The following is a 14,344-nucleotide window of genomic DNA, read 5'->3' as shown; positions in this document are numbered from 1 at the left end:
GCCAGTATATTATTAATGCCGACAGCGATAATCCCACCACCAGCCAATGCACTCTTGCTCCGGGAGCACAAATGAATCTGAACCTCCTGCCCGACCTCGCTCTTTTCGTTCAGATAGTCGACCAGGGCAGCTTCTCCGCCGTCGCCCGCCAGAACGGCATTACCCCTTCAGCCGTTAGCCGCAGCGTGTCACGGCTGGAGCGAGAGATGGGCTGCAAACTGCTGCAGCGTACCACCCGCAAGCTGCGTCTTAGCGATGCCGGGGAAACGATATATCAGCATGCCCAGCAGATGCTGGAAGCGGCGCGACAGGCAATGGATTCCGCAGGCAGTCGCCAAACGGTCGCCCAGGGAAAGCTGACGCTCAGCGTCCCGAAAGCCGTCGGCCGCTTTGTGATCCACCCGCTGATGATGGCGTTTTTCCACCGCTACCCGCAGGTGGACGTCTGCCTGCGGCTGGAAGATCGCCCTCTCGATTTTATCGATGACGGTATTGATCTGGCGCTACGCATCACCGATACCCCCTCCCCCGGCCTGCATGGCAAACCGCTGATGCCAATCAGGCACGTTATCTGCGCCACTGAGGCCTATTTACAGCAGCACGGTACGCCGTACACCCCGCAGGATCTGCGCGCGCATAGCTGCATTAGCCTTGGCGAAACGCCCGCCGATGCGCGCTGGAAGTTCCGTCGGGAAGGCAAAACAGAAACGGTGCCAACCTACGGGCGGTACGCCGCCAACCATACCGCCGTACGCCTCGACGCGGTCAGACAGCATTTAGGGATCGGCAGCCTGCCGCTGTTCACCGCCCGTGAGGCGCTGGCGAAGGGCGATATCGTGCAGGTGCTGCCCGAGTGGGAATTCATCAGCAGTTACTCCGGCGACCTGTGGCTGCTGTGGGCGGGAGATAAACATATGCCCGCCAGGATGCGGGCGATGATCGATTATCTCAGCGAGACGGTGCCGGCGCTGAACGCAGGCAGCACAGAGCCAGCGAAATAATTGCAAACCACGGAATGATAACTCCCAACACAAACCAGATCCCGGAGCGGCCGATATCATGCATTCGCCGGCAGCCAACAGCCAGCAAGGGGAGCGCCATCAGCAGCAGCCAGAGCGCGGCAAAGGGAATGACAACAAAACTGAGGATCCCGTAGTGAGGGTCAACAAGGGTGACCAGACTCCAGGCGGCCACTGGCGCGGCGGCGATCAGCACATTGATAAGAAAAAACGTCCAAAACTGCCGCCGACTGGCGCGGCCACTAAAGTTAAAGGTCTCTTTCCAGCCGCTCAAATACGCCTGTCCATAGGTCATTGCTTCTCTCCTTGAAAATCGAGTGATATATCACGGCGCCAGGGCAATCACCTCCGCCGCCCAGCGTTGAAACCCTTCGACGTTGATATCCAGCGCCACCTGGGCGTTCGCCGGCTGGCCCAGTCGCCCTTCGATATCCACCACCGTGGTGCCGGCGGTCCAGGTCCCCTGCGTCTCCACCGCCACAAAGCACTGCTGGAGAGTGAACAGTTCCGGGCGGGCCAGCCACGCAATAGCGCACAAGTCGTGCATGCGCAGACCACTGCTCATGCTGCCGCTGCGATAGTGGCTAAACAGCGCATGGAGCATTTTACCGGTCTGGTTCAGCGTCGGCAGCGTCGCCAGATAATCCGCCGCCAGCAGCGCCCGGTTGGTGACGTCCAGCCCGCACATCACAATCTCCAGCCCACTATGGAACACTTTCGCGGCGGCTTCCGGGTCGATAGCGATATTGAATTCCGCATTCGGCGTGAAGTTGCCGCGGCCCGCCGAGCCGCCCATGATCACCAGCCGGCGAATATTAAACACGCATTCCGGGTACTGGGTCAGCAGCAGCGCTATATTGGTCAGCGGGCCAATCGCCACCAGGGTGATCGGCTCGGCAGCATGCATAAGCGCATCACGGATAGCCTGGAAGGCCGGCTTCGCCAACGGTTGACGTTGATGCTCAACAAAGTCATACCCCTCCATGCCGGATTCGCCATGCACCGAGGCGGCGTCGCGCAACGGACGCACCAGCGGCATCGACGCCCCCTGCGCCAGCGGTACATCGGCATTCCAGAAATGCAGCAATTGCAGCGCGTTACGGGTCGTCTTCTCCACCGAGACATTGCCCGCTACGGTGGTCATCAACTGCAGATCCAGCTCAGGCGCGAACAGCGCCGCGGCAATGGCGGCGGCATCGTCGATGCCCGGATCGGTATCAAGAATGATTGGTAAGCGCATGGTTTCTCCCTAAAAAAATGCCAGACGTTAAGTCTGGCATCTTCTCATACTGCTGGAGGAAAGAACTTACTCTACTTCACGGACATCCACACGCAGCTCTTTCGGCACTTCAAAGACGATATTCTCTTCCCGGCCTTCCAGCGGCACGGCTTCGCCGCCGCCCAGCTCCTGCAGGCGGGTAATGACGTTCTGCACCAGAATATCCGGCGCCGACGCGCCCGCCGTCACGCCGACGCAGGCCGCATCCTTGACCCACGCTTCCTGAATATCGGAGGCGTCGTCAATCAGGTAAGCCGCTTTGCCCATCCGCTGCGCCAGCTCTGCGAGGCGGTTAGAGTTGGAGGAGTTTTTCGACCCGACCACCAGCACTACGTCAGCCTGCTCCGCCAGCGCGCGCACGGCTTCCTGACGGTTAGTGGTGGCATAGCAAATGTCGTCTTTGCGCGGGCCGACGATTTTCGGAAAACGCGCGCGCAGGGCGTCAATCACATCCGAGGTATCGTCGACGGAGAGCGTGGTCTGGGTCATAAACGACAGCCGGGCGTCATTTTTCACTTCCAGCTTCAGCACGTCTTCCGGCGACTCGACCAGGTACATCCCCCCTTGCGGGTTGTTGTACTGTCCCATGGTGCCTTCGACTTCCGGGTGGCCGGCATGGCCAATCAGAATCGACTCTTCGCCGCGGCGGCTGGCGCGGGCGACTTCCATATGGACTTTGGTCACCAGCGGACAGGTGGCATCGAACACCGTAAGGTCGCGGCTCTTCGCTTCGTTGCGTACCGCCTGCGACACGCCGTGGGCGGAGAAAATCAGGATCGCGCCGTCCGGCACTTCGCTGATCTGTTCGATAAAAATGGCGCCACGCTTGCGCAGGCTATCCACCACATAGCGGTTGTGCACCACTTCATGACGAACATAGATCGGTGCGCCATACAGCGTCAGCGCGTTTTCTACAATGCTGATAGCGCGGTCAACGCCAGCGCAAAAACCGCGCGGGTTAGCCAACAGGATCTGCATGTTACTCCTCCAGCGCCGGATCGATCTCCAGCACTTCAATATCAAAATGAACAGTGCGCCCGGCCAGCGGATGGTTGAAGTCAACGGTGATGGAATCGCCGTTCACTTCGCGGATCACGCCAGGCATTTCGCTGCCATCCATTGCGGTAAAGAGCATAATCGCGCCGATCTCCGGCTCGCCAGCGTCGATAAACTCGCGGCGAGAGAAATACTGAATCAGGTCCGGGCTGGGTACGCCAAAGGCGGCGTCAGGCTCCAGCGAAAAGGCCTTTTTCTCCCCCTCTTTCAAACCGAGAAGCTGTTGCTCCAGCCCTTCAGACAAAGAGGTGTCGCCGAGGCGAAACAGCGCCGGTTTGCCGTTGCTGCGGGTGGACTCGGCAGTGGAGCCGTCGTCCAGTTTCAGAGTGAAGTGCACCAGTACCGCGCTGTTGCTCTGTACGGATTTAGACATGCAAATTGCTCGCTTGTTTAGGTCACCCGGTGCCCGGCGGCATTACGCTTACCGGGCCTACGGGGGCCAAAAATTCTGTAGGCCGGGTAAGCGTCACGTCACCCGGCATTGAGATTTACGCCTGCTCTTTCACAGTCGGTTTCGGCAGGAAGCCTTCCAGCACAATCAGCGCTGCGCCGATGCAGATCGCGCTATCGGCGAGGTTGAAGGTGGCAAAATGCCAGTCGCCGACGTAGAAGTCGATCATATCGACCACAAAGCCATGCCACAGGCGATCGAACAAGTTGCCCAGCGCGCCGCCGATAATCAGCGCGTAGGCAATATTGTTCAGCTTTTGCGTCGCCTTCGAACGGTACATCAGCACCGTCAGCACCACGCAAATGCCGATCGCGATCCCGGAAAAGAACCAGCGCTGCCAGCCGCCGCTGTCGGCGAGAAAGCTAAAGGCCGCGCCATAGTTGCGGGCATAATGCAGATTAAGCGACGGGAACAGCGGAACCGTCTCCCCCAGAGCGAAGTTCTGGAGGATCAGGAATTTGCTGCCCAGATCGATAATCAGCACGGCTACGACCACCCACAGCCAGCGTAGCCCCGTTGAACAGATCGATTTACTCATCAGGCGAATTTACGTTGCTCGCCGTCACCGGCGACGTTGCTCACACAGCGTCCGCAGATTTCCGCGTGTTCCGCCACCTTGCCGATATCGGTGGTGTAATGCCAGCAGCGCGGGCATTTCTCACCTTCAGCTTTACTCAATGCGACTTTCAACCCTTTGAGCAGTTCGCTTTGCTGCGCATCAGCGGACGCGCTCGCATAGTCTGCGACGTTCGCCCCGGAGGTCAACAGGACAAATCGCAATTCATCGCCCAGCGCATTGAGCTTAGCCGCCAGATCGGCATCAGCATACAGCGTGACTGCCGCTTCCAGCGAGCCGCCGACTTTCTTATCCGCACGCGCCTGCTCGATCACCTTGTTGACTTCGCCACGCACCTTCAGCAGCTCATCCCAGAAATCGTCGTTCATCGCTTCGTCGTCGGCCAGGCCGAACAGACCTTCATACCACTCGCCGGTGAAGACATATTTCTCACGCTCGCCCGGCAGATAGCCCCAGATTTCATCTGCGGTGAAGGACATGATCGGCGCCATCCAGCGCACCAGCGCTTCCACGATATGGAACAGCGCGGTCTGGCAGCTGCGACGCGCCACGCTGTCCGCCTTGGCGGTGTACTGGCGGTCTTTGATGATGTCGAGGTAGAACGAGCCCATCTCGATGGAGCAGAAGCGCATCAGGCGCTGCACCACTTCATGGAAGTCGTAGGATTCGTAGGCTTTCAGGATATCTTCCTGTGCCGCCTGCGCGCAGCCGACCGCCCAGCGGTCCAGCACCACCATCTCTTCCGGTTTAACCATGTCTTTCGCCGGATCGAAACCGTTAAGGTTCGCCAGCAGGAAGCGCGCGGTATTACGGATACGACGATAGCTGTCGGCGGCGCGTTTGAGGATCTCGTCAGAGACCGCCATTTCGCCGGTGTAGTCGGTGGAAGCCACCCACAGGCGCAGGATATCGGCGCCGAGCTTGTTCATCACGTCCTGCGGGCTAACGGTGTTGCCGATAGACTTGGACATTTTGCGGCCCTGGCCGTCGACGGTGAAGCCGTGGGTCAGTACCTGACGATATGGCGCTTTGCCTTTCATCGCCGTGGAAATCATCAGCGAGGACATGAACCAGCCGCGATGCTGGTCAGAACCTTCCAGATACATATCGGCGGCGTGACCGGCGAATTCCGGACGCACGTCAACCACGGAAGAGTGGGTCGACCCGGAGTCAAACCAGACGTCGAGGGTATCCGGCACTTTCTCATAGCTGTCGGCGTCATCGCCAAGAATGTCGCGGGAATCGAGATCCCACCACGCCTGGATGCCGTCAACTTCAACGCGTTTTGCCACTTCTTCCATCAGTTCAAGGGTACGCGGGTGCAGTTCATGGGTTTCTTTATGCACGAACAGCGACATCGGCACGCCCCAGGTGCGCTGACGGGAGATACACCAGTCAGGGCGGTTAGCGACCATCGATTCGATACGCGCCTGGCCCCAGTCCGGGATCCACTGCACGCCTTTGATCTCTTTCAGCGACTGCGCGCGCAGGCCTTTCTGATCCATGCTCACGAACCACTGCGGAGTGGCGCGGAAGATGATCGGCGACTTGTGGCGCCAGCAGCATGGATAGCTGTGCTGCAGTTTCTCAACGTGTAACAGCGCGCCACGCTCACGCAGCATCTCAACGATGATGTCATTGGCTTTGAAAACATTAATGCCGTCCAGAGACGGCCAGGTGCCAGGCAGGTAAGCGCCGTCCGGGCCAACCGGGTTGGCGATTTCCAGACCGTATTTCTGGCTGATGGTGTAGTCGTCCGGACCGTGGCCGCCAGCGGTATGCACCGCACCGGTACCGGCGTCCAGCGTCACGTGGTCGCCAAGGATCGCCGGCACGTCGAAATCGAGGAACGGATGCTTAAAGCGCATCAGCTCAAGCTCAGAACCTTGTACCGCCGCCAGAATAGTGTAGTCCGTCGCGCCAACGCGCTTCATTACGCTCTCAACCAGGTCTTTCGCCAGGATCAGCGCCTGGCCGTCAACCTGCACCAGCGCATAGTCGAACTCAGGAGACAGAGAGATAGCGCGGTTGGCCGGCAGGGTCCACGGCGTGGTGGTCCAGATAACCAGCGACACCGGACCGTTGACGTCGGCTACGCCGAATTTCGCCAGTACCGCGGCTTTGTCTACCGCGTGGAACGCGACATCGATAGACGGAGAGGTTTTGTCGTAATACTCCACTTCCGCTTCCGCCAGCGCGGAACGGCAGTCTACGCACCAGTGCACCGGTTTGGCGCCTTTATGCAGGTGGCCATTACCGATGATTTTGCCCAGCGCGCGGATGATGTTGGCTTCGGTTTTGAAGTCCATGGTCAGGTACGGATGCGACCAGTCGCCCAGCACGCCGAGACGGATAAAGTCTTTACGCTGGCCATCGATCTGCTCGGCGGCATATTCGCGGCACTTAGCGCGGAATTCGGCAGCGGTAAATTTCTCACCCGGCTTGCCGTATTCCTGCTCCACTTTCAGCTCGATCGGCAGACCGTGGCAGTCCCAGCCCGGAACGTAAGGCGAGTCATAGCCCGTCAGTCCTTTGGACTTAACGATAATGTCTTTCAGAATCTTGTTTACCGAGTGACCAATATGAATGCTGCCATTCGCATAAGGAGGGCCATCATGCAGAATGAAGGTTTTTTTGCCTTTTTTGGCTGCACGAATGATGCCGTACAGGTCATCATCGGTCCAACGCGCCAGCATTCCCGGTTCGCGTTTGGCGAGGTCGCCACGCATAGGGAACCCTGTTTCCGGCAAATTCAGGGTCGATTTATAGTCACTCATCAGATTCTCGGTTCCGTATTTCGGTTTGATAAACACCAGTGGCTCAGGCCTGGCTGGTCAGCCCAAATAATTCGCGGGCCGTTAACTCATCACGTGCGATTTGCGCCTTCAGCTCGTCCAGCGACGCAAACCGCTGCTCGTTACGTATCTTTTTACGCAGTATTACATTGATATGGCGACCGTAGAGGTCCATTACAACGTCCAACAGATGTACTTCGAGCTGCTGACGCACGCCCGCAACCGTTGGACGGGTGCCAATATTGGCGACGCCCGCTATCGGTTTGTCACCCAGCCCTGTCACTTCTACCGCATAGACCCCTTTAACCGGGGAAACCTGACGACGCAGCGGTAAGTTCGCCGTCGGAAAACCTATGGTTCGGCCTAGTTCATCACCATGCACGACGCGTCCGGAGATGCTAAACGGATGGCCGAGCAGCGTCTCCGCCAGCAGGAGATCGTCATCGGCCAGCGCCTGGCGTACCGCCGTGCTGCTGATTCGCACCCCGCCTTCGCAGAAGGTTTGGGTACTGGTGACGTCGAAGCCATATTCCGCCCCCGCCTTTTGTAATAACAAGAAATCCCCCTGGCGACCAGCGCCAAAGCGGAAATCGTCACCAACGGCGAGGAACTGCACGCCCAGGCGACGCACCAGCAGTTCACTGATAAAATCCTGCGCGGTTAGCGCGGCGAACCGGCGGTCAAAGCGAACGCACAATACATAGTCAACCCCGCTTTCAGCCAGATAGCCCAGCTTTTCACGCAGGCGGGTCAATCGCGCCGGGGCTTTATCAGCGGCAAAGAGCTCCAGCGGCTGGGGTTCAAAAATCATCACCACGACCGGTAAACCGCGCTGGCGGCCCTCTTCGCGCAACCGCTGCAGCAGCGCCTGATGCCCACGATGCACGCCGTCGAAATTACCAATGGTCAGCACGCACCCGTGCGGGGCCTGACTGAGATTATGTATGCCGCGTATCAGCTTCATGTCTGGCTCAAAACAGTGAAAATCGTCCGAGTATACCTTGTACAACTGTCAACGTTAACCAGCGATTGCACCTCGGCAACGAAAGTTCTCAGGAATTCATTCACTCAGCGCGAGAAAGCGTGAAAACTGGCCGCGCCCGGCGATTTTTATGGTGGAAAAGCTGTATTCGCCTGCAACAAGCTGGTAGAATCTTGCGCCATCACTACGTAATGAAGCGCTGTGGTGTTAAACGGCGCTTATTTGCACAAATCCATTGACAAAAGAAGGCTAAACGGGCATATTCCTCGGCCTTTGAATTGTCCATATAGAACACATTTGGGAGTTGGACCTTGGCTAATATCAAATCAGCTAAGAAGCGCGCCGTTCAGTCTGAAAAGGCTCGCAAGCACAACGCAAGCCGTCGCTCTATGATGCGTACTTTCATCAAGAAAGTATACGCAGCTATCGAAGCTGGCGACAAAGCTGCTGCACAGAAAGCATTTAACGAAATGCAACCGATCGTGGACCGTCAGGCTGCTAAAGGTCTGATCCACAAAAACAAAGCTGCGCGTCATAAAGCAAACCTGACTGCACAGATCAACAAACTGGCTTAATCGCCTGCTTGCTGAACTTTGTTAAAGAAACCCGCGAAAGCGGGTTTTTTTATGCCTATCATCTTCCCCCGGTAGCGCACGCTGGCGCGATCTGAGCCACGCCAGCCCACGCCTTCCGGCTATCGGGGTTCGGTGAACAGCGACGAATAATCGCGATTACAGATACGCTGTACCGCCGGGTGCTGAATCATTCGTTCAGCGAAAATAGCGTGATATTCCTCCATCACGCTATCCATACGGCCAATTTCGACAATCGATTCATCATGGTAGAAATCATGCGCGTAGAGCGTCGGCGCGACAAATATCGCATTATGTGCGGCGCCGAAGGCTTTCATGAGCGCCGCGTCGTCAAACTCGCCGAGGATCTCCACCTTCAGGCCCTGCACGTTAATCCAGTTCAGCAGCTTACGTCCCAGCATCGATCGCCGGCCGGGGATCAGCAGCCGCCGCTCTTCGAGGCAGGCCGGGAACGGCTTCGTCGGCGCCGGATTCATGCACCAGAAGCTGACGCTGCACTCGCCGATCTTCACCGAAAATAGCCCTTCCTGCTGCGTCGAGTCGATCGGGCAGTCAGAGATAATCATGTCGAGCTTATGCTGGCTCAGCTGCTCCAGCAGCAGCTCATGAGTGGATTCAAAACAGCGCAGATGAATCTGCTCGCTCTCAACGACGGCGGCATCCAGCACGCCGCTGACCAGCCGTTTCGAGAGCGCATCGGCCACGCCGACGTCAAACAGCAGGTTCGACTCTTTGCGATAGTTGACGATGTCGAGCATCTCCTGGCTGAGGGTAAACATCCGGTCGGCATAGCGAAAAACCAGCTCCCCCAGCTCGCTCGGCTCAAGCCCCCTTCCCTTTCGCTTAAATAATTTCCCCTGCAGGCGCTCCTCCAGGGCTTTGATCTGCCCGGTAATGGTCTGCGGCGTCAGAAACAGCGCCTCCGCCGCGCCCACGACGGACCCTTCTTTATACACGTGCCAGAAGTAGTACAGATGATTGTAGTTAATATGTGACATGCTTCTCTCCCTGATAATGTCCAGGAGAGCCTGGCGGGCTCTCCTGCAGAAAGGTTATACCGCGAGGCGAGTATCCGTCACGCGCTGACGCAGTATGAGGTAGCCGACGACCGCTGATAGCACTGAGCCGATCAGGATGCCAAGCTTGGCCCAGTTGATCAACGCGGGATCCACGCTGCCAAAGGCCAGGGTGGCGATGAAAATCGACATCGTAAAGCCAATCCCGCACAGGATCCCCACCGCCATAATTTGCTTGCAGGTGGTTCCCTCCGGCAGCGAAGCCCACTTCAGCTTCAGGGCCAGCCAGCAGAACAGGCTAATCCCCAGCGGCTTACCGATAAACAGGCCAGCCATAATGCCCAGCGGCAGGAGCGACGTCAGCCCGGCAAGGGTGACCCCCTGCAGTGAGACCCCCGCGTTCGCGAAGGCAAACAGCGGCAGGATCATAAACGCCACCCACGGGTGCAGGACATGCTCAAGCGCTTTGGCCGGCGACTTGCCATGCTTTTCTTCGAGCGGGATCATAAAGCCGACAATCACCCCGGCAAGGGTCGCGTGAACGCCAGACTTCAGCACCGCCGTCCACAGCACCGCGCCAACCAGAATATAGATCCCGGTACGCCGCACGCCGCTCAGATTCAGGGCCACCAGCACCGCGATCGCCGCCGCCGCCACGCCCAGCGAGAGCATGGACAGGTCGTGGGTATAAAACAGCGCGATAATCACGATAGCCCCGAGGTCATCAATAATCGCCAGCGCCATCAGGAAAATCTTCAGCGCCGTCGGGACCCGGCTACCTAACAGCGCCAGCACGCCGAGGGCAAAGGCAATATCCGTCGCCGCCGGGATCGCCCATCCCTCTCTGGCGACAGGATCCTGGGCGTTAAAGGCCAGGTAGACCAGCGCCGGGACGATCATGCCGCCCAGCGCGGCTATCACCGGGAAGACCGCCTGACGGCGGCTCGCCAGCGACCCCTGAATCAGCTCACGCTTGACCTCCAGGCCAATCAGCAAAAAGAACACCGCCATCAGGGCATCATTGATCCATAACAGCATGTTCTTGTTGATCTCCAGCGCGCCCACACGCAGCTGTACTGGCGTCTCAAGGAAGGAGTGATACAGACCGCTGGTCACGCTGGTATTGGCCATCACCATCGCCAGCGCGGCGGCGATAATTAAGACAATGCCGCCGGAAGCATCGCTACTAAAGAATCGTTGCAGATGTTTCACTTTTACTTTCATCCTGTTGGTGAATAACTCGATAAAAGCATAATACACATACTGATAACTCGAAAAAATCAGATTTAAGTTGCGCTAATATTCGCTTTTTACGAATTAAAGGGGAGTGATAAGGCGAAAAAAAGCCCGGGCAGCAAAGGCCCGGGCCGGATATCAACAAAGGCGGAATTAGCGGGTCAGGTCGTCGAAGAACTTCTTCACGCCGTCAAAGAAGCTTTTCGAACGCGGGCTGTTGTTTTCCCCGGTCGGACCGCCGAAGCTCTCCTGCAGCTCTTTCAGCAGCTGCTTCTGCTTCTCATTCAGCCCCACCGGCGTCTCCACCACCACGCGGCACAGCAGATCGCCCTGCGCGCCGCCGCGAACGGATTTCACGCCTTTTCCACGCATGCGGAACAGCTTGCCGGTCTGGGTTTCACCTGGAATTTTCAGGTTCACGCGGCCGTCGAGCGTTGGGACCTCGATCTCACCGCCCAGCGCCGCCATGGTGAAGTTGATCGGAACTTCGCAGTACAGGTTATTGCCTTCACGCTCAAAGATAGCGTGCTGCTTCACCTGAACCTGAACGTACAGATCGCCTGCCGGCGCGCCATGTTCGCCGGCCTCGCCTTCGCCCGCCAGACGGATCCGGTCACCGGTATCCACGCCCGCCGGAATTTTAACCGACAGGGTTTTAGTCTTTTCTACGCGGCCATGGCCATGACATTTATTGCACGGATCTTTAATCAGCGTACCGCGTCCCTGGCAGTGCGGACAGGTCTGCTGTACCGCAAAAAAGCCCTGGCGCATCTGCACCTGGCCTGCGCCATGACAGGTCGGACAGGTCTGCGGTTTGCTGCCGGCCTTGGCGCCGCTGCCGTGGCAGACGTCGCACTCTTCCAGCGTCGGAATACGGATCTCTTTAGTGACGCCGCGCACCGCTTCTTCCAGCGTCAGCTCCATGTTGTAACGGAGATCGGCGCCGCGTGCCGCGCGCTGACGACCACGCCCGCCGCCAAAGATATCGCCGAAAACATCGCCAAAGATATCGCTGAAGTCCGCACCGCCGCCAAAACCGCCGCCGCCGCCCATGCCGCCCTGTTCGAAGGCCGCGTGGCCGTACTGATCGTAGGCCGCACGCTTCTGGGCATCAGTCAGGATTTCATACGCTTCTTTGATTTCTTTAAATTTGGCTTCAGCCTCTTTATCACCCTGGTTGCGGTCCGGGTGATATTTCATGGCCAGGCGCTTATAAGCCTTTTTGATTTCACGCTCTTCCGCTGTTTTGGAAACGCCTAAAATCTCGTAGTAATCTTGCTTTGCCATCGGTGTTTTTCAGCCCCTTAACATGCGTGCACGGGCGGAGAGGAAACCTCTTCGCCCGTGCCAGTGTTTTACCCGTTCAAAGGGCGATTATTTTTTATCTTTCACTTCTTCGAACTCAGCGTCGACAACATCGTCGTCTTTCGCGTTGCTCGCCTGAGCGTCAGCGGAACCCGCCTGCTGCTGAGCGTGCTGCTGCTGAGCGATTTCCATCAGCTTCTGAGAAGCCTGCGCCAGCGCCTGCATTTTCGCTTCGATATCCGCTTTGTCTTCGCCTTTCAGAGAAGATTCCAGCGCGGTCAGCGCAGACTCAATGGCAGTTTTGTCGTCAGCCGGCAGTTTATCGCCTGCTTCTTCAACCTGCTTACGAGTGCTGTGCAGCAGATGGTCGCCCTGGTTGCGGGTCTGTACCAGCTCTTCGAACTTACGGTCAGATTCGGCGTTAGCTTCTGCTTCGCGAACCATTTTCTGAATTTCTTCTTCATTCAGACCGGAAGACGCTTTGATGGTGATCTTCTGCTCTTTACCGCTGTTTTTGTCTTTCGCGGAGACGTGCAGGATACCGTCAGCATCGATGTCGAAGGTCACTTCGATCTGCGGCATGCCGCGCGGCGCCGGGTTAATACCATCCAGGTTGAACTGACCCAGAGATTTGTTATCAGACGCGCGTTTACGCTCACCCTGCAGCACATGGATGGTTACCGCAGACTGGTTGTCTTCAGCGGTAGAGAACACCTGGCTGTGCTTGGTCGGGATGGTGGTGTTTTTGCTGATAAGCGCAGTCATCACGCCGCCCATGGTTTCGATACCCAGCGACAGCGGGGTTACGTCGAGCAGCAGAACGTCTTTCACATCGCCAGTCAGTACACCGCCCTGAACGGCAGCACCGATCGCCACGGCTTCATCCGGGTTAACGTCTTTACGCGGTTCTTTACCAAAGAACTCGGCCACTTTCTTCTGCACCATCGGCATACGAGTCTGACCACCAACGAGGATCACGTCGTTGATATCGGAAACGGACAGACCGGCATCCTGCAGAGCGACTTTCAGCGGCTCGATGGAACGGTTAACCAGGTCTTCTACCAGGCTTTCCAGTTTCGCGCGAGTCACTTTGATGTTCATGTGTTTCGGACCGGTCGCGTCTGCAGTGATGTACGGCAGGTTAACGTCGGTCTGCTGAGCAGAAGACAGTTCAATCTTCGCTTTCTCAGCGGCTTCTTTCAGGCGCTGCATGGCCAGCGGGTCGTTGCGCAGGTCAATGCCCTGATCTTTCTTGAACTCATCAACGAGGTAGTTGATCAGACGAGTATCGAAGTCTTCGCCGCCCAGGTGGGTATCACCGTTGGTCGCCAGAACTTCAAAGGTTTTTTCGCCATCAACTTCGTCGATTTCGATAATCGAGATATCGAAAGTACCACCACCGAGGTCGTAAACCGCGATAGTACGGTTGCCCACTTCTTTATCCAGACCGTAAGCCAGCGCGGCCGCGGTTGGTTCGTTGATGATACGTTTGACTTCCAGACCGGCGATACGGCCGGCATCTTTTGTTGCCTGACGCTGCGCATCGTTGAAGTAAGCCGGTACGGTGATAACCGCTTCAGTTACCGGTTCACCCAGGTAATCTTCAGCCGTTTTCTTCATTTTCTTCAGCACTTCAGCAGAGATCTGCGGCGGTGCAGTTTTGGTGCCTTTCACATCCAGCCATGCGTCGCCATTGTCTGCGGCAACAATTTTGTATGGCATGATAGAAACGTCACGCTGAACTTCTTCGTCCTGGAAGCGGCGGCCAATCAGGCGTTTAATCGCAAACAGGGTGTTTTGCGGGTTTGTCACTGCCTGACGTTTAGCCGGCTGACCAACCAGAGTTTCACCATCCTGGGTATAGGCAATGATAGAAGGCGTGGTGCGATCGCCTTCGGCGTTCTCCAGCACGCGTGCAGTAGTGCCATCCATAATCGCTACACAAGAGTTGGTAGTACCCAGGTCGATACCAATAATTTTACCCATCTAAACGTCTCCACTAAAAATTCGATCAACATGTGGTTGTGAACCTGTA

At 57.3% G+C, this 14,344-nt stretch carries 13 protein-coding genes and 1 pseudogene; 2 read left to right on the top strand and 12 right to left on the bottom strand.

All coding sequences use genetic code 11. The features are described from left to right. Positions 1 to 71: 71 nt before the first annotated feature. Positions 72 to 1,001, top strand: a complete 930-nt coding sequence (locus tag BHE81_RS00725; RefSeq protein ID WP_004182899.1) for a LysR family transcriptional regulator — start codon at positions 72 to 74, stop codon at positions 999 to 1,001. Here the strand turns inward: BHE81_RS00725 and BHE81_RS00720 are convergent. The 8 genes and pseudogenes from BHE81_RS00720 to BHE81_RS28525 form a co-directional block, all read right to left on the bottom strand. Further along, on the bottom strand, positions 949 to 1,314 hold the full coding sequence (locus BHE81_RS00720; RefSeq protein WP_004182898.1) for a DUF805 domain-containing protein: 366 nt from the start codon (positions 1,312 to 1,314) through the stop codon (positions 949 to 951). The genes BHE81_RS00725 and BHE81_RS00720 overlap by 53 nt on opposite strands. A 30-nt stretch (positions 1,315 to 1,344) precedes the next feature. Continuing rightward, a complete protein-coding gene (rihC, locus tag BHE81_RS00715; protein WP_004212577.1) occupies positions 1,345 to 2,259 on the bottom strand; it encodes a ribonucleoside hydrolase RihC in 915 nt (304 codons plus the stop codon). A gap of 66 nt (positions 2,260 to 2,325) precedes the next feature. After that, entirely contained in the window at positions 2,326 to 3,276 is a 951-nt protein-coding gene (ispH, locus tag BHE81_RS00710; protein WP_002887979.1) for a 4-hydroxy-3-methylbut-2-enyl diphosphate reductase, read from the bottom strand. 1 nt (position 3,277) lies between these two features. Beyond that, entirely contained in the window at positions 3,278 to 3,727 is a 450-nt protein-coding gene (gene fkpB / locus BHE81_RS00705; RefSeq protein WP_002887976.1) for an FKBP-type peptidyl-prolyl cis-trans isomerase, read from the bottom strand. 115 nt (positions 3,728 to 3,842) lie between these two features. Further along, positions 3,843 to 4,343: a signal peptidase II gene (lspA, locus tag BHE81_RS00700; RefSeq protein ID WP_002887973.1), complete on the bottom strand. Its 501-nt coding sequence runs from the start codon at positions 4,341 to 4,343 to the stop codon at positions 3,843 to 3,845. Then, positions 4,343 to 7,159 (bottom strand): isoleucine--tRNA ligase, encoded by a 2,817-nt coding sequence (gene ileS / locus BHE81_RS00695; protein WP_004212580.1) that lies wholly within the window; start codon positions 7,157 to 7,159, stop codon positions 4,343 to 4,345. Before ileS ends, lspA begins: the two co-directional genes overlap by 1 nt. Positions 7,160 to 7,202: 43 nt before the next feature. Further along, the gene (gene ribF / locus BHE81_RS00690; RefSeq protein ID WP_002887969.1) at positions 7,203 to 8,141 is read right to left on the bottom strand and encodes a bifunctional riboflavin kinase/FAD synthetase; all 939 of its coding nucleotides are present in this window, start codon (positions 8,139 to 8,141) and stop codon (positions 7,203 to 7,205) included. A 7-nt stretch (positions 8,142 to 8,148) separates the two neighbouring features. Further along, positions 8,149 to 8,354, bottom strand: a pseudogene (locus BHE81_RS28525) (DUF2575 domain-containing protein); the annotation flags it as partial. A gap of 116 nt (positions 8,355 to 8,470) precedes the next feature. Here BHE81_RS28525 and rpsT point away from each other — a divergent pair. Continuing rightward, positions 8,471 to 8,734, top strand: coding sequence for a 30S ribosomal protein S20 (gene rpsT / locus BHE81_RS00680; protein WP_002887965.1), 264 nt, complete (start codon positions 8,471 to 8,473; stop codon positions 8,732 to 8,734). A gap of 119 nt (positions 8,735 to 8,853) precedes the next feature. Here the strand turns inward: rpsT and nhaR are convergent, their stop codons facing one another. The 4 genes from nhaR to dnaK all read right to left on the bottom strand — a co-directional run bounded on the left by nhaR (position 8,854) and on the right by dnaK (position 14,295). After that, on the bottom strand, positions 8,854 to 9,750 hold the full coding sequence (gene nhaR / locus BHE81_RS00675) for a transcriptional activator NhaR (RefSeq protein WP_002887961.1): 897 nt from the start codon (positions 9,748 to 9,750) through the stop codon (positions 8,854 to 8,856). A gap of 54 nt (positions 9,751 to 9,804) precedes the next feature. Continuing rightward, the gene (gene nhaA, locus BHE81_RS00670; RefSeq protein ID WP_004192071.1) at positions 9,805 to 10,980 is read right to left on the bottom strand and encodes a Na+/H+ antiporter NhaA; all 1,176 of its coding nucleotides are present in this window, start codon (positions 10,978 to 10,980) and stop codon (positions 9,805 to 9,807) included. Positions 10,981 to 11,157: 177 nt separating this feature from the next. Beyond that, a complete protein-coding gene (gene dnaJ / locus BHE81_RS00665) occupies positions 11,158 to 12,291 on the bottom strand; it encodes a molecular chaperone DnaJ (RefSeq protein ID WP_002887955.1) in 1,134 nt (377 codons plus the stop codon). Positions 12,292 to 12,378: 87 nt separating this feature from the next. Continuing rightward, positions 12,379 to 14,295: a molecular chaperone DnaK gene (dnaK, locus tag BHE81_RS00660; protein ID WP_004146997.1), complete on the bottom strand. Its 1,917-nt coding sequence runs from the start codon at positions 14,293 to 14,295 to the stop codon at positions 12,379 to 12,381. Positions 14,296 to 14,344 lie beyond the last annotated feature (49 nt).

This window comes from Klebsiella sp. AqSCr (assembly GCF_008452795.1).
Lineage (GTDB): Bacteria > Pseudomonadota > Gammaproteobacteria > Enterobacterales > Enterobacteriaceae > Klebsiella > Klebsiella pneumoniae.
The sequence above is the reverse complement of the archived record's forward strand: the minus strand, read 5'-3'. Positions and strand labels throughout refer to the sequence as shown.